The 19502-nt window shown below is 66.1% G+C and carries 11 protein-coding genes and 1 pseudogene; 7 read left to right on the top strand and 5 right to left on the bottom strand.

The features are described 5' to 3' along the window. Both Cte04_RS13890 and Cte04_RS13895 read right to left on the bottom strand, forming a co-directional pair. Nucleotides 1-246: pseudogene (locus Cte04_RS13890) on the bottom strand (hypothetical protein); the annotation flags it as partial. Nucleotides 247-915: 669 nt separating this feature from the next. Continuing rightward, nucleotides 916-1707, bottom strand: a complete 792-nt coding sequence (locus Cte04_RS13895; protein WP_066478835.1) for an MHYT domain-containing protein — start codon at nt 1705-1707, stop codon at nt 916-918. Between the two features lie 511 nt (nt 1708-2218). On the opposite strand from Cte04_RS13895, the gene Cte04_RS13900 reads away from it, so the two are divergent. Beyond that, nucleotides 2219-4051 carry a methyl-accepting chemotaxis protein gene (locus tag Cte04_RS13900; RefSeq protein WP_066478838.1) on the top strand — a complete coding sequence of 611 codons (1833 nt, stop codon included), beginning with the start codon at nt 2219-2221 and terminating at the stop codon, nt 4049-4051. Nucleotides 4052-4127: 76 nt separating this feature from the next. On the opposite strand, the gene Cte04_RS13905 is transcribed toward Cte04_RS13900, so the two are convergent. Then, nucleotides 4128-5060: a LysR family transcriptional regulator gene (locus Cte04_RS13905; protein WP_066478841.1), complete on the bottom strand. Its 933-nt coding sequence runs from the start codon at nt 5058-5060 to the stop codon at nt 4128-4130. A gap of 174 nt (nt 5061-5234) precedes the next feature. Between Cte04_RS13905 and Cte04_RS13910 the strand changes: the two genes are divergently transcribed. The 4 genes from Cte04_RS13910 (at nt 5235) to Cte04_RS13925 (ending at nt 12198) form a co-directional block, all read left to right on the top strand. Next, nucleotides 5235-6059: an alpha/beta hydrolase gene (locus tag Cte04_RS13910; RefSeq protein ID WP_066478847.1), complete on the top strand. Its 825-nt coding sequence runs from the start codon at nt 5235-5237 to the stop codon at nt 6057-6059. A 180-nt stretch (nt 6060-6239) separates the two neighbouring features. Continuing rightward, a complete protein-coding gene (locus Cte04_RS13915) occupies nt 6240-7472 on the top strand; it encodes an efflux RND transporter periplasmic adaptor subunit (protein ID WP_066478850.1) in 1233 nt (410 codons plus the stop codon). Between the two features lie 21 nt (nt 7473-7493). Then, a complete protein-coding gene (locus tag Cte04_RS13920) occupies nt 7494-10724 on the top strand; it encodes an efflux RND transporter permease subunit (protein WP_066478852.1) in 3231 nt (1076 codons plus the stop codon). 13 nt (nt 10725-10737) lie between these two features. Further along, nucleotides 10738-12198, top strand: a complete 1461-nt coding sequence (locus Cte04_RS13925; protein ID WP_066478860.1) for an efflux transporter outer membrane subunit — start codon at nt 10738-10740, stop codon at nt 12196-12198. Nucleotides 12199-12234: 36 nt separating this feature from the next. Here Cte04_RS13925 and Cte04_RS13930 read toward each other — a convergent pair whose 3' ends face one another. Then, complete coding sequence (locus tag Cte04_RS13930; protein ID WP_245633378.1) at nt 12235-15597, bottom strand: mechanosensitive ion channel domain-containing protein; 3363 nt, start codon at nt 15595-15597, stop codon at nt 12235-12237. Between the two features lie 137 nt (nt 15598-15734). Further along, nucleotides 15735-16208 carry an Lrp/AsnC family transcriptional regulator gene (locus Cte04_RS13935; RefSeq protein ID WP_066478862.1) on the bottom strand — a complete coding sequence of 158 codons (474 nt, stop codon included), beginning with the start codon at nt 16206-16208 and terminating at the stop codon, nt 15735-15737. A 92-nt stretch (nt 16209-16300) separates the two neighbouring features. Here Cte04_RS13935 and Cte04_RS13940 point away from each other — a divergent pair, with 92 nt between their 5' ends. Beyond that, on the top strand, nt 16301-17218 hold the full coding sequence (locus Cte04_RS13940) for an EamA family transporter (RefSeq protein WP_066478870.1): 918 nt from the start codon (nt 16301-16303) through the stop codon (nt 17216-17218). 352 nt (nt 17219-17570) lie between these two features. Next, nucleotides 17571-19493, top strand: a complete 1923-nt coding sequence (locus Cte04_RS13945) for a PrkA family serine protein kinase (protein ID WP_066478876.1) — start codon at nt 17571-17573, stop codon at nt 19491-19493. Nucleotides 19494-19502: the final 9 nt, after the last annotated feature.

Genomic DNA, 19502 nt, shown 5'->3' on the forward strand with positions numbered 1-19502 from the left:
GGAACCATCGGCACCGCCAACGATGCCCCCGATCAGGCCACCGCCGTCAACGCCCCCGACCACACCGCCCAGCAGGCCGCCGGCATTGATGCCGCCAACCACGCTTTTGATTACTCCATGTTCACCAGCAACGGTGTTGATGACGCCGTTGACCAAGCCTCCAATGTTGACGCCAATCTCGACACTGCCCGAGAAGGAGCCGCCTGCACCACTGGAATAACCGTTTTTTCCTTTATCTGCATTCATATGACTGTTCTTTCTGTCTTCGTTGCTACGTAGATATTGCGTATCTGCAATACGCTGCCCGTGATTCAACTGTTTCTGATCGCTGCTCCGATGAACCCTTTCTTCTTACGGAGACCGCTATGCGGTCTCCTGCTATGCATCGGCAAGGCCGTTACTGTGAACAATCGGTCGAGATCAATCCTTGTCTCTCTATAACTGAGTAGAGAAATATTTCTGCTCATTCAAAATGGCGGGTCCATGGTGAGGAGCATTAATAGAAGTAATCTATGCAGATCTGTCGTTGAAATGCTCCTTTCCGTGAGCAATGCAATGGGTAGGAACTACCCAAAAATCGGCGCGTTTTTCTTGAATGCAACAAACATGCCATGACATGCCAAGAAGCCTGGAGCTTCTAAGCTGTTGAAGTTTCAGGAGTTATGCATGCGTGCCATGTACCCGGTCGTGGAAACGTTACGGGGTACGTTACGTAACCGTGGTTCCTGTGAGGGCCGAAGTGCAGATCCGGTAAAACGATGCATCCGGCTTTTTGAAGTCAGCTCCGAAATATAAAAAGCGCTCCATGGGAGCGCTTTGTTCAGATATCCGGATACCGGTAGATCTATGGCCACTGAATAATGGCCTGAATCCTGTTCAGACCTTTGGTTTCAGGGTTATGGCATTGCGTCGCAATCAGGGCAGCTGCGATACGGCAAAGTCCTTGCGGCGCGTGCCTTGGGCATGGCTTTGGAAGGACGTCAGTGCCAAGTCCAGCAGCAGAGCCAGGGACATGCCGAGGGCCAGCGTGATCACGACCATGGGCAGGCCCAATGTGCTCACGATATCGGGGCCTGAAGGGATGGCTCGGCGATTTTCGGTGGTGCAGATGAATTCGGCGGCACTCATGCCGGTGTAATGCATGGCGCAAACAGCAATCGCCATGATGGCGGCTGCCAGCAAGCGCACGCTCAGCTGACTGGTATGGAAAGCCAGCCACAGCGCTGCCGTCGCCGCTACCAGAGCAATCAGTACCGAGAGGCCGATGCGCCCGTAATCCCATTGGAAATAACCGCCAAAGCGCATGCCATACATGCCAAGGTAATGCATGACGACTGCGCCCATGCCAAGCATCATGCCTGCGGTGAGCAGGCGCCTGATGTTGTGCGGATCGCGGGCAACGATGTGGAAGGCAAAAGCCGAAATGCAAATAGCGGCAATCAGCGAGATGCACGTCTCCCATAAGGAATAACCCAGGCCCATATCCATTCGCACTGCCAGCATGGCAATGAAATGCATGGACCACACCCCAATGCCGCCTAGCGCAATGCCTGCGCTGCCGAGATTTATCAAATAGGACTGGCGGTCTCGGGTGTCGGCAGTGAGCCGCTGAGCCGAAACCAGTGCGATGAAGGCGCCGATCATGGAGATCGCATAGGACAGCACGACAAGTTCCATGTTGTAACTGGTTTTGATCACTACATCCATTTGGCTCTCCTCCCTGGAAAACAGAAGATGAAAATGTGGCTCGGGAATTTTTAACAAGATGATTCAAAAATCACAAATATAAGTTTTGCAAAGCTGTGTTCAACCCGATAGCGCTTTCCATGCCTGGGAAACTTGCAGGTTCATGGTGTATTGGGTTGACCTGGAAAAATCTGCCAAGGCGCTTGCAATGAATTGACGGTTGATATGTAAACAATTCAGAAGCAGTGCTTTCTTGCGACAGCTATTCTTTTTTCATGATGTCCGGAAAAGGCGGTGGAACTCCTGCTTGCCATTCAGGTGGCTGCAACCGGTGACGCGGTTTGTGGGTGAGTCCGTGCTGTGAAAGGCTATGTACGGAAAGGTCAGATGAAAGCAGGAATTTGCACATTTTTGTCAACACAGTTGTTTTCAATGATGTCTACAGTTTCGCTGGGGCGTGACGAAATGCTTGCAGCAAGAGGGCCAGACGCACCTCTTTTCTTCAGCGGTTCTTTCGATCACAGGAGTTCCCATGCTTTCAACCCTCCGAGCACGCATGCTCGTGTCCTGCACCGCCATCGTGGCGGTGGCTCTGGCTCTTACAGGCGGGGCGACCTACTACATCGTTCGCGGCAGCAGTCTCGATGCGGTGGAGCAGAACCTTGCGGCCGTGGCAAATGGCCATGCGCTCGCAGTCGATGAATGGGTGGCATCGCGCTCGGCCATGGTGGAGGCGGCGGTCCAGGCGTTGGGGCAGGGCGATGCCGGCACGGTGGTGCGGCAGCTCGAGCAATCGGGAGGGTTCCGTATCGTGACTGCAGGCTGGCAGGACAGGACGGCGGTTTCCAGCAAACCCACTCCGCCGGGCTTCGATCCCACGAGCCGCCCCTGGTACAAGGAAGCCGTGGCGGCCGGCAAGCTGCTGGTAACCAAGCCATATGCCGACGCGAACACCGGCAAGGCCATGGTGTCCTTTGCCGCCCCGCTGCTCAAGGAAGGCAGGCCGGCAGGTGCCGTATCGGCTGCCGTGTTTCTGGACGGCGTGCGCGAGGTCGTGGCCGCAGTCCATCCCACGCCATCGAGCTTCGGCTTTGTGGTCGATGGCAGCGGCCAGTTGCTGGCACATCCCAATGCCGAACTGATGCGCAAGCCTGCCAGCACGTTGTCCGACCAACTGACTCCGCAGACCATGGCTGCGCTGGCCAAGGCGCAGGCATCGATCGAACTGGTGTTCGATGGGGTGCCCAAACTGCTGCGTGCCAAGCCTGTGCGTGGCACCGACTGGTCGTTGGTGGTGGCTCTGGATCGCGCGGAAGCAACCGAGGGCCTGGCCCATGTATTCCAGACCTCGGTTGCCGCCATTGTGCTGGTAGCCTTTGGCGCTGCAGTGGCGGTCGGCTTGCTGACCGCGCGTGCATTCCGGCGGCTTTCGGAGGTTCGTGATGCCATGAACGAGATCGGTTCGGGCGATGGCGATCTGAGCCGGCGCCTGCCGGTGCATGGCCAGGACGAAGTGGCACAGATCGCCGCGGCCTTCAACCGGTTTGTCGAGAAGATTGCCGCCGTCCTGCACGAGATCCGCGAAGGCAGCGAGTCGTTGCAGCAGGCCACGGTGGAAATCGAGGCGGGCAACCAGGATCTTTCGCGGCGCACCGAAGTTGCCGCAGGCCAGCTTCAGCAGACTGCCTCGGCCATGGAACAACTGGTGGGAAATGTCAGGCAGAGCGCAGAAGCCGCCCAGCAAGCCCGGCGGCTTGCCGGCGATGCTTCCGAAGTCGCTGCCCAGGGCGGTGCAGTGGTCGGCCAGGTGGTAGCGACCATGGAGGAAATCAGCAACGGCTCCCGGCAGATTGCGGAAATCACGGGCGTGATCGACAGCCTGGCTTTCCAGACCAATATCCTGGCGCTCAATGCAGCGGTCGAGGCCGCACGTGCCGGCGAACAGGGCCGGGGCTTTGCGGTGGTGGCCGGCGAGGTGCGGCAACTGGCCCAGCGCAGTGCCCAGGCGGCCAAGGACATCCGCGGCCTGATCGGCAGCAGCGTGGAAAAGGTCGAGATGGGAGCGAGCCTGGTGAACAATGCCGGCAAGACCATGAACGATATCGTCCGGCAGGTCGAACGGGTGAGCAGCCTGATCGGCGAGATCACGCGCGCCAGCACCGAGCAGCGCGAGGGCATGGTTTCGGTCGGCGAGGCCGTGCGCCAGCTGGACGATGTCACCCAGCAAAATGCTGCGCTGGTCGAGCAAAGTGCGGCTGCCGCCGAAAGCCTGCGCCAGCAGACGGGCAGGCTGGCACGTACCGTTGGCGTGTTCAAGCTTGGCGGCGGCCAGCCGCAGTCAATTCAGGCATTGGTGCAGGCATGAGGCTGGCGCAAAGGCGGGCCGCAGCCGTGCACGAGGGTGTGGCTGCCATGGCAGGCGTACCGCATGTCGCTGGCGCCTAGTGGCGCCTGGCTGCCTCGCCGCCCTGCAGCAGGGGATTCTTGGCAAACAGATCCACCACCCAGTCCACGAAGGCGCGCACCTTGGCGCTGAGGTGGGAGTTGGGCGGGTAGACCACATAGACCGGCAGCAGAGGATGCTTCCAGTCGTCCAGAATTCTCTGCAGGCGGCCGGCCTCCAGATGCTCGTGGACCTGGAAACGGCTGGCCTGCCCGATGCCCTGGCCTGCGAGAAGCGCACTGATGTAGGCATTGCCTTCGTTCACGCAGAGATGGGCGGGGCTGGCGATCTCGATCACTTCGCCATTCTTGTGGAACTCCAGCGGATAGCGCCGTGCCGAAACCGGCGAGAAATAGATCACATTGCGGTGGCCGGACTCCAGCTCGCCGGGGTGGCAGGGAACACCGTGGCGCGCCAGATAGTCGGGGGCGGCGACGGTGATGAACTCCAGATTGCCGATGCGCCGCGCCACCAGGGACTGGTCGGCCAGCTCGCCGCCGCGGATCACGCAGTCCACGTTGTCGCTGATGAGGTCCACGGTGCGGTCGCTCACGCCCAGGTCGATCTGTATCTCGGGGTAGCGCGTCTGGAACTCGGCCAGGTGGGGGATGATGAGCAGGCGCGCCACGGTGGTGCCCACGTCCACGCGCAGCCGGCCGCGCGGCGTGGTGCGGGCCTGGCTCACGCTGGCTTCCAGATCGTCGAAATCGGCCAGCAGGCGCACGGCGCGGTCATAGTAGGCCGCGCCGTCGGCGGTCACCGTGACGCGGCGCGTGGTGCGGTTGAGCAGCTTCACGCGCAGGCGCTCCTCGAGTGCCTGGATGTTCTTGGTCACACTGGCTTTGGGCATCTGCAGCGAATCGGCTGCACGTGTGAATGTTCCTGCTTCCACAACACGCGCGAAAATACGCATCGCCTGAATCTGATCCATCAGATCTCCTTGTCCTCGCGAAATCCCGGGCTCGCCGAGGATGCGGATTCTCACACACGGGTCGGGCCATCATTATTCAGAGTTTGGAAACAGTGTGGCTGCGTTTGCGGGGTTTATGCCGCCAATGCGCACCGCTACATTGCCATCACATCAACCGGTCAGTCCGGAAGCTCCATGCCGAATACCAAAGCACCTGCATCGCCGACCTTCTCCCATACCGACACCACCATCGACGTGGCGGACGGCATGCAGGCCAGCGTGCGCATGTACGGCAGCAAGAAGCGGGGCGAGGTGTCCCCGCTGGTGGTGCACTTCCATGGCGGAGCCTTCGTGGCCGGGGATCTGGACAATGGCTGCACGGTGGGCAGTGCTCTGGCTACTGCCGGCGCCTGCGTGGTGTCGGTGGCCTACCCGCTCGCGCCGGAGCATCCGTTTCCCCGTCCGCTGGAGCTGGGCTATGCAGTGCTGCAGTGGGCCTACCGGCAGCGCACTAGGCTGGCAGGCAAGGGCGCGCCGCTCTATCTGGCGGGCGAGGAGGCCGGCGCCAACCTGGCCGCCGGCGTGTGCCTGATGGCGCGCGACCAGCTGCATCCGCCGCTGGCCGGGCAGATCCTGATCTCGCCGATGCTGGACCCCTGCGCAGCCACGCCTTCGCAGCGTGCCGCGCAGGGCGAATCCGTCGAGTGCAAATGGGCTTCGGGCTGGTGCCAGTACCTGAGCAGCCCGCACGATGCCGAACATCCCTATGCCGTCCCGGCGCGCGCGCGCCGCCTGGCAGGCCTGCCGCCCACGCTGATCCTGGCAGGGCAGGAAGATCCCATGCGCGATGAAGCGCAGAACTACGCTGCACGCCTGCAAGCTGCCGGATTGACAGTCTTTCTGCATGTGTTTCCCGAAGTGGGGCAGTGGCCACAGGCGCTCATGGAGCCCCCCCCCGAGACCTGTCCCTGCGAGGGGCAGCTGCGCAAGTTTTTCGAGACGACGCGATGTCGGCTCTGACCTGACCCCATCCTGCTGAGACTGCCGACCTGATCCGGCCCCCGGGCCGGACTGGGCACAGCTGCGCCTTTTTCCTGCTTCTTCCCTTCGATTCCTGGCCCGGGTGCCGGAAGGGAGGAGGCTTGCCCGCCGCAGGAAGCGCTCTTCCTGCCTCCACCCATTGAATCTGAAGACCTTGCCATGAACGACCATTCCAAACTTTCTAACCGTTGCCGGTGGGCTGCAGCCGGCGTTGCTGCGGCCGTGATAGCCACGACTGCGGCCATGCTGGGCCTGCAGGCATCGCATGCCGAGGCGCCCGCGCAGCAGGTGGCCCCGTCGGCCGTGCCGGTCTCCGTAGCGCAGGTCATGCAGCAGGATGTGACGCTGTGGAACGAGTTCTCCGGCCGGCTGGAGGCCGTGCAGCGCGTGGATGTGCGACCGCGGGTGTCGGGTGCCGTGCAGGCGGTGCACTTCAAGGAGGGCGCGCTGGTGAAGGCCGGCGATCTGCTGTTCACCGTGGACCCTGCTCCCTATGCGGCTGAGGTCGACCGCGCCGAGGCGCAGGTCGTTGCCGCGAGGGCGCGCATGGCTTACACGCAGAGCGAGTCCGAGCGCGCTGCGCGCCTGTGGGACGAGCGCGCGATCGCGCAGAAGGAATACGACGAACGCGTGAATGCCCAGCGCGAGGCCGACGCGAACCTGCGCGCTGCCCAGGCGGCGCTGCAGACCGCCCGGCTGAACCTGGGCTACACGCAGGTGAAGGCTCCGGTCAACGGGCGCGTGGGGCGTATCGAGGTCACCGCCGGCAACCTGGTGGGCTCGGGCGCCGGTGCCCCGGTGCTGACCACCCTGGTGTCGGTGGACCCGATGTATGCCAGCTTCGACGTGGACGAGCAGGTGGTGGCCAGCGCCCTGCAGGGCACGCGCGAGGGCCGCAGTACGCGTGCGCTGATCGAGAGCATTCCCGTGCAGATGGGGGTGGGCACGGGTGACGGAACGCCCTATGCCGGCCACCTGCAGCTCATCGACAACCAGGTCGATGCGAAAAGCGGCACGGTGCGCGTGCGCGCGGTGTTCGGCAATGCCGACGGCACGCTCATGGCGGGGCAGTTCGCGCGCATCCGCATGGGCCAGCCACAGAGCACGCAGGCCGTGCTCATCAACGAGCGCGCCGTGGGCACGGACCAGAGCAAGAAGTTCGTGCTGGTGATCGGCGACGGCAACAAGGCCGAGTACCGCGAGGTGCAGCTGGGCGCGCCGGTCAACGGTCTGCGCGTGGTCACCTCGGGCCTCAAGGCGGGCGAGCGCATCGTCGTCAACGGACTGCAGCGCGTGCGCCCCGGCGTGGTGGTCGCGCCGCAGGACGTGCCCATGGACGCCAAGGCCGAGCTGGCCGATGGCCGCAGCGCCGCCAAGCAACCCGCGGCCTGAAAACCCTAACTTCGCTACGCCATGAACCTTTCCCGATTTTTCATCGACCGCCCGATCTTCGCGGGCGTGCTGTCGGTGCTCATCTTTCTCGCGGGCCTGATCGCCATGCGGGCGTTGCCGATCTCGGAATATCCCGAGGTCGCGCCGCCCTCGGTGGTGGTGCGCGCGCAGTATCCGGGCGCCAGCCCCAAGGTGATCGCCGAGACTGTGGCCACGCCGCTGGAGGAATCCATCAACGGCGTGGAAGGCATGCTCTACATGGGCAGCCAGGCCACGACCGACGGGGTGATGACGCTCACCGTCACCTTCAAGCTCGGCACCGACCCCGACAAGGCCCAGCAGCTGGTGCAGAACCGCGTCTCGCAGGCCGAGCCGCGCCTGCCCGAGGAAGTGCGCCGCCTGGGCGTGACCACGGTCAAGAGCGCGCCCGACCTGACCATGGTGGTGCACATGGTCTCGCCCAACGGCCGCTACGACATCGACTACCTGCGCAACTACGCGGTGCTCAACGTGAAGGACCGCTTGGCCCGCATCCCAGGCGTGGGGCAGGTGCAGATCTTCGGCGGCGGCGACTATTCCATGCGCGCCTGGCTCGACCCGCAGAAGGTGGCGCAGCGCGGCCTGTCGGCCAGCGACGTGGTGGCTGCCATCCGCAAGCAGAACGTGCAGGCGGCGGCCGGCGTGGTGGGCGCCTCGCCCGGGCTGCCCGGCGTGGACACGCAGATGTCGATCAACGCCCAGGGGCGGCTTTCCAGCCCCCAGGAGTTCGGCGACATCATCGTCAAGACCGGTGCGGACGGAGCCATCACCCGGCTGCGCGACATTGCCCGGCTGGAGCTGGGAGCGGCGGACTATTCGCTGCGCTCGCTGCTCAACAACGATCCGGCCGTGGGCATGGGCGTGTTCCAGGCGCCGGGCTCGAATGCACTCGAGATCTCCGAGAACGTGCGCAAGACCATGGCCGAACTGGCCCAGCTCATGCCCGAGGGCGTGGAATACCGCATTGCGTACGACCCGACGCAGTTTGTGCGCGCCTCCATCGAGTCGGTAGTCCATACGCTGCTCGAGGCCATTGCGCTGGTGGTGATCGTGGTGATCCTGTTCCTGCAGACCTGGCGCGCTTCCATCATCCCGCTGCTGGCGGTGCCCGTGTCCGTGGTGGGTACCTTCGCCGTGCTGCACCTGCTCGGCTTCTCGATCAACGCGCTGTCGCTGTTCGGCCTGGTGCTGGCCATCGGCATCGTGGTGGACGACGCCATCGTGGTGGTTGAAAACGTGGAGCGCAACATCGAGGCCGGGCTCACGCCACGCGAGGCCACCTACCGCGCCATGCGCGAGGTCTCGGGCCCCATCATCGCCATCGCGCTGGTGCTGGTGGCCGTGTTCGTGCCGCTGGCCTTCATCAGCGGCCTCACGGGGCAGTTCTACCGCCAGTTCGCGGTGACCATCGCGATCTCCACGGTGATCTCGGCCATCAATTCGCTGACCCTCTCGCCGGCGCTGAGTGCATTGCTGCTCAAGGGCCACCACGAGCCCAAGGACGCGCTCACGCGCGGCATGGACCGCGTGCTGGGCGGCTTCTTCAAGCGCTTCAACGCGGTATTCCACCGCGGCTCCGAGGCCTACAGCGGCGGTGTGCGGCGCGTGATCGGGCACAAGGCCGGCATGCTGGCCTTGTATCTGGCCCTGGTGGGCGCGACCTGGGGCCTGTTCCACCTGGTGCCGGGCGGTTTCGTGCCCATGCAGGACAAGCAGTACCTCGTCGGCTTTGCGCAACTGCCGGACGGCGCCACACTGGACCGCACCGATAACGTGATCCGCCGCATGGGCGAGATCGTCAAGCAGAATCCGAACGTGGAGGACGCCATTGCCTTCCCGGGCCTGTCGATCAACGGCTTCACCAACAGCTCCAACGCCGGCATCGTGTTCGTGACGCTCAAGCCCTTTGCCGAGCGCACGCGTGCCGACCAGAGCGGCGCGGCCGTGGCCGGTCAACTGAACCAGGCCTTCGGCCAGATCCAGGATGCCTTCATCGCCATGTTCCCGCCGCCGCCGGTGGCGGGGCTGGGCACCACGGGCGGCTTCAAGCTGCAGATCGAGGACCGGGGCTCGCTGGGCTACGCCGGCATGGATGCCGCCGTGAAGGCCTTCATGGCCAAGGCCTACCAGACGCCCGAGCTGGCCGGCCTGTTCACCAGCTGGCAGGTCAACGTGCCGCAGCTCTATGCCGATATCGACCGCACCAAGGCGCGCCAGCTCGGCGTGCCGGTGGCGGATATCTTCGAGACGCTGCAGATCTACCTGGGCAGCCTGTATGCGAACGACTTCAACGAGTTCGGCCGTACCTACAGCGTACGCGTGCAGGCCGACGCGGCCTTCCGCGCGCGGCCCGAGGACGTGGGCCAGCTCAAGGTGCGCTCGATGACCGGCGAGATGGTGCCGCTGTCCGCGCTGATGAAGCTCGACCCCAGCTACGGCCCCGAGCGCACCATGCGCTACAACGGCTTCCTCGCGGCCGACGTGAACGGCGGCCCCGCGCCGGGCTTCTCGTCGGGGCAGGCACGCGCTGCCATCGAGCGGGTGGCGGCCGAGACGCTGCCGCCGGGCATAGGCTTCGAGTGGACGGAGCTGACCTACCAGGAGATCCTCGCGGGCAATTCGGCCGTGCTGGTGTTCCCCATCGCCATCCTGCTGGTGTTCCTGGTGCTGGCGGCGCAGTATGAAAGCCTCACGCTGCCCATCGCCATCATCCTGATCGTGCCCATGGGCCTGCTGGCTGCGATGACCGGCGTGTGGCTCTCGCACGGCGACAACAACGTGTTCACGCAGATCGGGCTCATCGTGCTGGTGGGGCTGTCGGCCAAGAACGCGATCCTGATCGTCGAATTCGCCCGCGAGCTGGAGTTCGCCGGGCGCACGCCGGTGCAGGCGGCCATCGAGGCCAGCCGCCTGCGCCTGCGGCCCATCCTGATGACCTCGATGGCTTTCATCATGGGTGTGCTGCCGCTGGTGCTGTCCACCGGCGCGGGCTCGGAGATGCGCAGCGCCATGGGCGTGGCCGTGTTCAGCGGAATGATCGGCGTGACGGCCTTCGGCCTCTTCCTGACGCCGGTGTTCTACGTGGCGCTGCGCCGCCTGGCCGGCAACCGGCCGCTGCAGCAGCACGGCAGCCATGTCGCGCCGATCAGCGAGTCCGGCGGCGGCGCATCGTCCTTGCCCCTGCCTGCTGCGCCACGTGCCCATGACGAATGAACGCATTTCAAGAATGGATTCCGATATGAACGCGATGCAACGCATTCGATCCCTGGCGCTGCCCTTGAGCGCGCTGATGGCGGCCCTGGTGCTTGCGGGCTGCGCCAGCGCGCCGCCCACGGTGGCCGAGCATGCCGGCGTTGCCGTGCCCGCGCGCTTCAGCGCCGGCAAGGACGCTGCAGCCCCTGGCTGGACGACAGCCGCCCCGGCCGAGGCCCAGCCGCGCGGCACCTGGTGGCTGGCGTTTGCCGACCCCGAGCTCAGCGCTCTCGTGGAGCGCGCCGGCCAGGCCAATACCGATGTGCAGGCCGCGGCGGCCCGCCTGGCCGAGGCCCGCGCGCTGCTGCGCTCGGCCGATGCGCAGCGCCAGCCGCAGATCGGTGCCGCGGGCGGCGCCGTGCGCCAGGCCGGTGCCAACACCGCCAACGGCCTGCAGCCGGCGACCCTGGTCACGGCCGGCCTGAACTTCTCGTACGAGGCCGACCTGTTCGGCCGGCTGTCGCGCGCCAGCGAGGCCGCCCGCGAGGATGCCAACGCACGCGAGGCGCTGCTGCAGAGCACGCGCCTGATGGTGCAGGCCGACGTGGCGCAGACCTATCTGCAGCTGCGCTCGCTGCAGGCCGAGCGCCAGCTGGTGGAGCAGAGCCTGGCGGCCTACCGCGAGACACTGAAGCTGATCGAGCGGCGCTACCGGGCCGGCGATGCGGCCGAGCTGGACGTGGCGCGCATGCAGACCGAGGTCTCCGCCACCGAGGCCGAGACGCTGGCGCTGGAGCGCCAGCAGGCCGCACTCACGCATGCCCTGGCCGTGCTGGTGGGCGACGTGGCTACCAACTTCACGCTGGCCTCGTCTGCCGCCGAGGCAACGCTGCCGGTGATTCCGCAGGGCGTGCCCGCCACCGTGCTGGCGCGCCGCCCCGACGTGGCTGCGGCCCAGGCCTCGGTGCTTGCCGCCCAGGCGCGCGTGGGCGTGGCACAGGCCGCGTGGTTTCCGGCCATCACGCTCACGGGCAATGGCGGCTATGCGTCGCCGGAGCTGGGCGACCTGTTCAAGTGGTCGGCGCGGTCATGGGGCATAGGCGCTCTGCTGTCGCTGCCCGTCTTCGACGGCGGCCAGCGGGCCGCGCAGGAAGAGGGCGCCCGTGCGCGGCTGGAGGCTGCCGTGGCAGCCCAGCGCGGCCAGGTGCTGGCAGCCTTGCGCGAGGTGGAAGACCAGCTCAGCGCCCTGCGCCTGCTGGCCGGCCAGGCCCAGGTGCTGGGGCAGGCCGTGCAATCGTCCGAGCGGGCCACGCACCTGTCGGATGTGCGCTACCGCAATGGCCTGGTGAGCCAGCTCGAACTGCTGGACGCGCGCCGCAACGAGCTGCGCAACCGGCGCCAGGCCCTGCAGGTGCGCACCGCGCAGTACACCGCGACGGTGGCCCTCATCCGGGCGCTGGGCGGTGGTTGGGATGCTGCGGCCAAGGCCGGATGAACGAAGCCGGGGCAGGCCCCGGCTCTGCTGCAGTGCTCAGTCCCGCTGTTGCGGCCGATACGGCCGGGATGCAGGCTCGGTCGGCAGGTCGCGCACATGGATGTCCATCTGCGGGAAGGCAATGGCAATGCCGGCTGCCGTCAGCTGTTCGTTGATGCGCCGGTTGAGGTCGTTGCGCACCTGCAGGCGGTCGCCCACGGCGCCCACATAGGCGCGCAGCTCGAACTTCTGGCCGTTGCCCTCCAGCGCCATGAACCAGCAGTTCGGCGCCGGATCGCGCAGCACCTGCGGATGCTCGTTGGCAATGGCCAGCAGCATGTCGCGCACCCGGGCCGGATCGTTGCCATGGGCCACGGCGATGTCGATGACCAGGCGGGTCACGTCGTCGCTCAAGGTCCAGTTCGTCACCTGGCCGGTGATGAAGGTCTTGTTGGGGATGACGATTTCCTTGTTGTCGAAGTCCAGCACCGTGGTGGCACGGGTGCGGATGCGCGTGACCGTGCCGTCCAGCGTGTTGATGGTGATCACGTCGCCGACGCGGAAGGGCCGCTCCACCAGCAGGATCAGCCCCGAGACGAAGTTGGCGAAGATTTCCTGCAGCCCGAAGCCCAGGCCCACGGTCAGCGCGGCAGCCATCCACTGGAGCTGGCCCCAGCGCAGGCCCAGCAGCGAGAAGGCGCTGATGGCGCCCGCGATGGTGATGACGTAGCGGGCCAGCGTGGCCGCGGTGTAGCGTGCGGAGTTGCTGATGCGCAGCGATGTCGACAGCATCACCTCCATCAGGCCCGGCAGATTGCGCGTCAGGCTGACGGTCAGCAGCAGGATGAGTGCGCTCAGCAGCACGTCCATCAGGCTCACGGGGGCGGAGTGCGGCACGCCGTCGGCTCCGGTATTGGTGGTGTACCAGAGCACCACGCCCTCGAAGCGCAACAGGGCTGGCAGCACCTGCGACCAGGAATAGAGCAGGCTGAGCGCCACCAGCACCTGCTGCAGCAGGCCCAGCAGCCGGTGTGCCTGGGCGCTGACCGTGACCAGGGCCATCTGGCGCGCTTCATCGGGCGGCGGCGCCTTGCCGGCCTCGGAAGTGGCGGCCGGGCCCTGCATGGCCGCCTCGCGCAGGCGGCGCAGCGCCAGGCGCCGTTCGCCCAGCAGCAGCCAGCGCCGCAGCAGGGCGACCACCACTTCGGAGGCCGCCAGGAACACAAAGCTGCTCAGCAGCGCCTGGATGACTTCTGTGGCGGTGTAGACATAGCCCATGGCAATGCCGGCCACCACGACGGCCAGCAGCACCAGCAGCAGCACGGCCAGCCATTGCGACCAGCGAAATCCCTGCTGCCGGGGCAGGGCGCTGTGCCGCAGATACCGCCAGGTCATCCAGGCCAGGCCCAGCGACATCACGAGAATGGACAGCCGCCCCCAGGTGCTGATGGCGATGTCGTTGTGGCTGAAGAAGGCCAGCCCGCCCAGCAGCTCGGTGGGCACGATCAGCCAGGTGGCGCGCCGTATCAGCTGGCGCAGCGCCTGCACGCGCTCGGGTTCCCAGCCGAAGTGGGCCAGCGCCAGGCCGCCCGGGCGGAACAGCGCATTGAGCAGCGTGGCCACGAAGATGAAGTCGCTGAGCTGCCCCAGCGTGCGCCCCAGCGGCTCCAGCGCGGCGCCATGCGTCTCCGAGGCCTGCATCAGGCCGCCCAGGCCGGCGGTGGCCACGCTCCAGGGCAGCGCGTACAGCAGGCTCCAGCCCAGCGCGACCAGGCTCAGGCCGAAATGGTCCTGCGCGAAATTGCCCACGCGCTGTGCCACGGCGTGCAGCTGCCGCGAGGCCCGGCGGCGCAAACCGAGCAGCAGCACCACGATGACGGCGACGGCGCCGTAGTCCAGCGGCGCCTCGCGCATGCTGGCGCCCAGGGCATGCAGCGTGGTCCAGGGCGATGGGCGGACGGCCGAAGGCTCGCCCTGCAGCGTCGCACCCCATTCGCCCAGCCAGGTGCGGTCCATGGGCCGGTGGCTGGGGAACCACAGCAGCTCCTTGTCCATGACCTGCAGCAGCTCGCTGCTGCTGCGCAGGGCCGACTGCAGCACTTCGTCGGTCTGCTCCAGCACGGCAATGCGGCGCAGCAGCACCGGCTGCAGCTGGTCGACCAGCGTCACCTGGCGGTTCTGCAGCGTGATGCGCTGGGCCGAGGCGGTGCCGGTTTCCACGGCGCTGTTGAGCTGGGCACGCCATTCGCTGGAGTTGAACAGGGCCAGGCGCAGTTCGGCCAGGCGGCGCTGCAGGTCCTTGCGCCGCGCCTTGACGGCGGTGTCCGTGGGCAGCGCCACCCATTGCTTCCACAGCCACTGGCCTACGGCCGCGCCCGTGCCGCCCAGGCGCAGGCGGGCCTGGGTGTCGCGCAGCGCGGCGGCAAGCTGGTCGCGGCGGTATTCGTCGCCAGCCAGGGTCTGGCGCTCCTGGGCCAGCCGGTTGGTGTAGTCCAGTATCTGGGCGGCCAGCGTGGCGTTTTGCTGCGCCAGTTCGCGGTTGGCGGGATCGGTCGCGCCGATCTGGGCGGCCGTATGCGCTGCTTCCTGGGCCTGCTGCTCCAGCCGCTGGCGGCTGCGCTCGGCGATCAGCTGGTTCAGCCAGGCCACGCGGGGCGTGCGCTCGAGCAGTTCGCGGCGCTGGGATTGCTGCTGGGCGTCCAGCAGGCGCTGGCGGGTTTCGGTGGTGGACTGCTCTTCCTGGCGCAGGGCCAGCTCCAGCGTGGCGCGCCGGTGTTCGGCGTTGCGCCGCAGCTGGCGCGCCTGTGTGAGCGCCGGCGGCTCGCCGGGCTCGGCCGTCACGGGTTCCGCGCTCTGCTGCACGCGCTGGCGCAGCGTGGCCATGTCCACCTGGCTGGGCTGGGAGACCAGGTTGACCTGGTCCGCCGCGGTCTTCTCGATGCCGGTCTTGAGTGCCGCGATGGCTTCGCGCTCCTCGGCCAGCAGGCGCTCCAGCACTTCCTGGCTGGCGTTGGCGGGAACGCGCTCCTTCCAGCGCGCGAGCTGGCCGGCCAGCTCCTCGTCGTTCGGCGTCGCGGGCATGGCCGGCACCTGGGCCTGGACCTTGGCGCGCAGGCTGTCCAGCTCCTGCGCAAAGCCGTCGGCTTCCTTGTTGGCGGCATCGGCTGCATCCAGCTGGGCCTGGATGGCGGTATGGCGCTCCTCGCTGGCGCTGGAGCCGTTGCCGAGGCCGGCCTGCAGTGCCCCGAGGGTGCCGGTCTGCGGCAGGGCCGGCGCGGCGCCTGCGGCCAGCGGCAGCAGCACGCAGGCCAGCCACAGCAGCCATGCCGCCATGAAGGGGCCGCCGTGCCGGCGGCGCGCCGCAATGCCCGCAAGGCGGGGGGGCAGGGGCGGACGGACGGAGGATTCGGCTGGGCGCATGGAGGCAATATAGGGAATGTCGCAGCGACGCCGCGCGGGAAAGGGCAACTGCCGCAAGCAGGGCCGGCTATCAGAAATGATAGCGAATGGCGCTTGCTGCATCAGAATCTCTTGCCAATCCTCACAAAAGTCCTGCCTCAGGCGCGCAGCGGCACCTGCTGCCCGGCCTTGACGCGCTCCAGCGCGATCGAGGTGCTGTAGCGGCGGATGTTGTCGTCGCCTTCGAACAGGCGCCGCGTGATGGCCTGGTAGTCCTCCATGTCCGCGGCCGTGACGACCAGCACATAGTCCGTCTCGCCCGTCACGTAGTAGCACTGCTGCACCGCCGTTTCCCCGGCGATGCGCGCGCGAAAGCCGCGCGACAGGTCGGGCCGGTCGTTGACCAGCTGCACGGTGATCACGGCCGTCAGCGTCTGGCCCACCTTGGCCGGTTCGAGCACGGCCACATTGGCCGCTATCACGCCTTCCTCGTGCAGGCGCTTGATGCGCCGCTGCACGGCCGGCGCCGAAAGGTTCACGCGCTCGGCGATCAGGCGCTGGGGCGTGAGATTGTTGCGCTGCAGTTCGGTCAGGATGGCGCGGTCGAAGGCGTCGAGGTCGGCGGCGGGCATGGCGGCAGGGAAAGGGCAAGAGAGCGAAACTTGCACGGAACAGGCAAAAATCAAGCAACTTCCGCGCGGCAGATGCAATATCGTACGCCGCTATGTCGAAGAATCATTGGAATCACTGGTGGCCGCTGCTGGCCGTATTGGGCTCGGTCACCTCGCTGGGCGTGGGCACATCGCTGGCCAAGCAGCTGTTTCCGGTGGTGGGGGCCCAGGGCACTTCTGCCCTGCGCGTGGGCTTTGCGGCGCTGATCCTGGTGTGCGTGTGGCGGCCCTGGCGCTGGCCTCTGGACCGCCGGCAGGCCTGGTCGCTGCTGCGCTTCGGCGTGGCGCTGGGCGGCATGAACCTGATGTTCTACATGGCGCTGCGCAGCATTCCCTTCGGCCTGGCCGTGGCCATCGAGTTCTCGGGGCCGCTGGCCGTGGCGATCTACCATTCCCGCCGCCCCGTGGACTTCGTCTGGCTGGCGCTGGCCGTGGCCGGGCTGGCCCTGATCCTGCCCGTGGGCCTGGGCGGCGGCGCCACCCTCGTGCTTTCGCCGGTGGGGATTGCCTGCGCGGTGGGCGCAGCCATCTGCTGGGCCTTGTACATCCTGCTGGGCCAGCGCCTGGACCATGTGCCCAGCGGCCAGGCCGTGTCGCTGGGCCTGGCCTGCGCGGCCCTGTTGGTGGTGCCGTTCGGCGTGGCCGAGGCCGGCGCCAGGCTGCTGGCGCCCGGCGTCCTGCTGTTCGGACTGATGGTGGCCGCCATCTCCAGTGCCTTGCCATACACGCTGGAGATGCTGGCGCTGCGCCGCCTGCCGCCTGCAACCTTCGGCATCGCCCTGGCCACGGAGCCTGCGGTGGCGGCCTTCATGGGTATGCTGCTGCTCAATGAGCACCTGACGCCGCTGCAGTGGCTGGCCATTGCCTGCATCATGGGCGCTGCCATGGGCAGCGCGATGACGCGCCCCGGGGCCAGGAGCACCTCGCCCGATGCGGCCGCGGCTCCGGCGGGCCAAGGCATGGAGGCATGAAGGTGCTATTGAAACAGTTGCTGCCGGCGCCGGGCATGCCTTGATTTCCCTGCTTATTGACCCTGGAAATGAGAGGGATAAGGCGCCCCAAGCTCCTTTTTCTGTAGTCGCGAATCGAAAAAAAAGCGCTGCCGCCACGGATGCTGGACAGCGCTTTTTTGCTGGCCTGGCGCGGCTGCGGCGCCCGTGCCGCGCCTGATGCCGGCCGCTCGCATACTGGTTGGCGCACAGGCGTGTAGGACGTATGAGCTGTTCAATCCGCAGGCAAGGTGCTACAACGAATTCGTATGGTCGCGAATGCCTTGCAACTCAGCGGCACGATTCGCCCCCGAGTGCCGCCACGGGAGGTTCTATGGATGTCATCAGCAACTCAGCTGCACGCTACGTTCGTCTGCGCGAAGAGGAGATGTCGATCGACGAGTACCTTGCTCTGTGCCAGCGTGATCCCATGGCCTACGAGAGCGCTGCCCAGCGCATGCTGGCGGCCATCGGCGAGCCCGAGATGGTGGACACGCGCAATGATCCGCATCTGTCGCGCCTGTTCGCCAACAAGGTGATCCGCCGCTATCCGGCCTTTGCCGAGTTCTACGGCATGGAGGAATCCATCGAGCAGGTGGTGAGCTTCTTTCGCCATGCGGCCCAGGGACTGGAGGAGCGCAAGCAGATCCTGTACCTGCTGGGACCGGTGGGCGGCGGCAAGAGCTCGATCGCCGAGCGGCTGAAGTACCTGATGCAGAAGGTGCCGTTCTACGCGCTCAAGGGATCGCCGGTGAACGAGTCGCCGCTGGGGCTGTTCGACCCCATGGAGGATGGGCCGGTGCTGGAGGAGCAGTTCGGCATTCCGCGCCGCTGCCTGAACCATGTGCTCTCGCCCTGGGCCGTCAAGCGCCTGGAGGAGCTGGGCGGCGACATCCGCCAGTTCCGCGTGGTCAAGCGCTATCCGAGCATTCTCAAGCAGATCGCCATCGCCAAGACCGAGCCCGGCGACGAGAACAACCAGGACATCTCCAGCCTGGTGGGCAAGGTGGACATCCGCAAGCTGGAGAACTTCGCCCAGGACGATACCGACGCCTACAGCTACTCGGGCGGCCTGTGCCTGGCCAACCAGGGCCTGCTGGAGTTCGTGGAGATGTTCAAGGCGCCGATCAAGGTGCTGCATCCGCTGCTCACCGCCACGCAGGAGGGCAACTACAAGGGCACGGAGGGCTTCGGCGCCATTCCGTTCGACGGCCTGGTGCTGGCGCACAGCAACGAGAGCGAGTGGAAGGCCTTCCGCAACAACAAGAACAACGAGGCCTTCCTGGACCGCATCTACATCGTCAAGGTGCCGTACTGCCTGCGCGTGTCCGAGGAGGTGAAGATCTACGAGAAGCTGATCCGCGAATCCTCGCTGGCCAAGGCGGTATGCGCGCCCGGCACGCTCAAGATGATGGCGCAGTTCGCCGTGCTCACGCGGCTGAAGGAGCCCGAGAACTCCAGCATCTTCAGCAAGATGCAGGTCTACGACGGCGAAAGCCTGAAGGACACGGACCCGCGCGCCAAGAGCTACCAGGAGTACCGCGACTACGCCGGCGTGGACGAGGGCATGTCGGGCATCTCCACACGCTTCGCGTTCAAGATCCTGTCCAAGGTCTTCAACTACGACAGCACCGAAGTCGCCGCCAACCCCGTGCACCTGATGTACGTGCTGGAGCAGCAGATCGAGCGCGAGCAGTTCCCGGCCGAGCTCGAGACCAAGTACACCAGCTACATCAAGGAATACCTGTCGCCGCACTACGCCGAGTTCATCGGCAAGGAGATCCAGACCGCCTACCTGGAAAGCTACAGCGAGTACGGCCAGAACATCTTCGACCGCTACGTCACCTATGCCGACTACTGGATCCAGGACAGCGAGTACCGCGACACCGACACCGGCGAGGTGTTCGACCGCAATGCACTCAATGCCGAGCTGGAGAAGGTCGAGAAACCCGCCGGCATCGCCAATGCCAAGGACTTCCGCAACGAGATCGTCAACTTCGTGCTGCGCGCGCGCGCCAACAACCAGGGCAAGAACCCGAGCTGGACCAGCTACGAGAAGCTGCGCCTGGTGATCGAGAAGAAGATGTTCTCCAACACCGAGGAGCTGCTGCCCGTCATCAGCTTCAATGCCAAGGCCAGCGCCGAGGATGCGCGCAAGCACGAGGACTTCGTCACCCGCATGGAGGCCAAGGGCTATACGCCCAAGCAGGTGCGCCTGCTGTGCGAGTGGTACCTGCGCGTGCGCAAGAGCAGTTGAGGCAGTTGA

Origin of the sequence: Comamonas terrae (assembly GCF_001544075.1) — a bacterium.
Taxonomy (GTDB): Bacteria; Pseudomonadota; Gammaproteobacteria; order Burkholderiales; family Burkholderiaceae_C; genus Comamonas; species Comamonas terrae.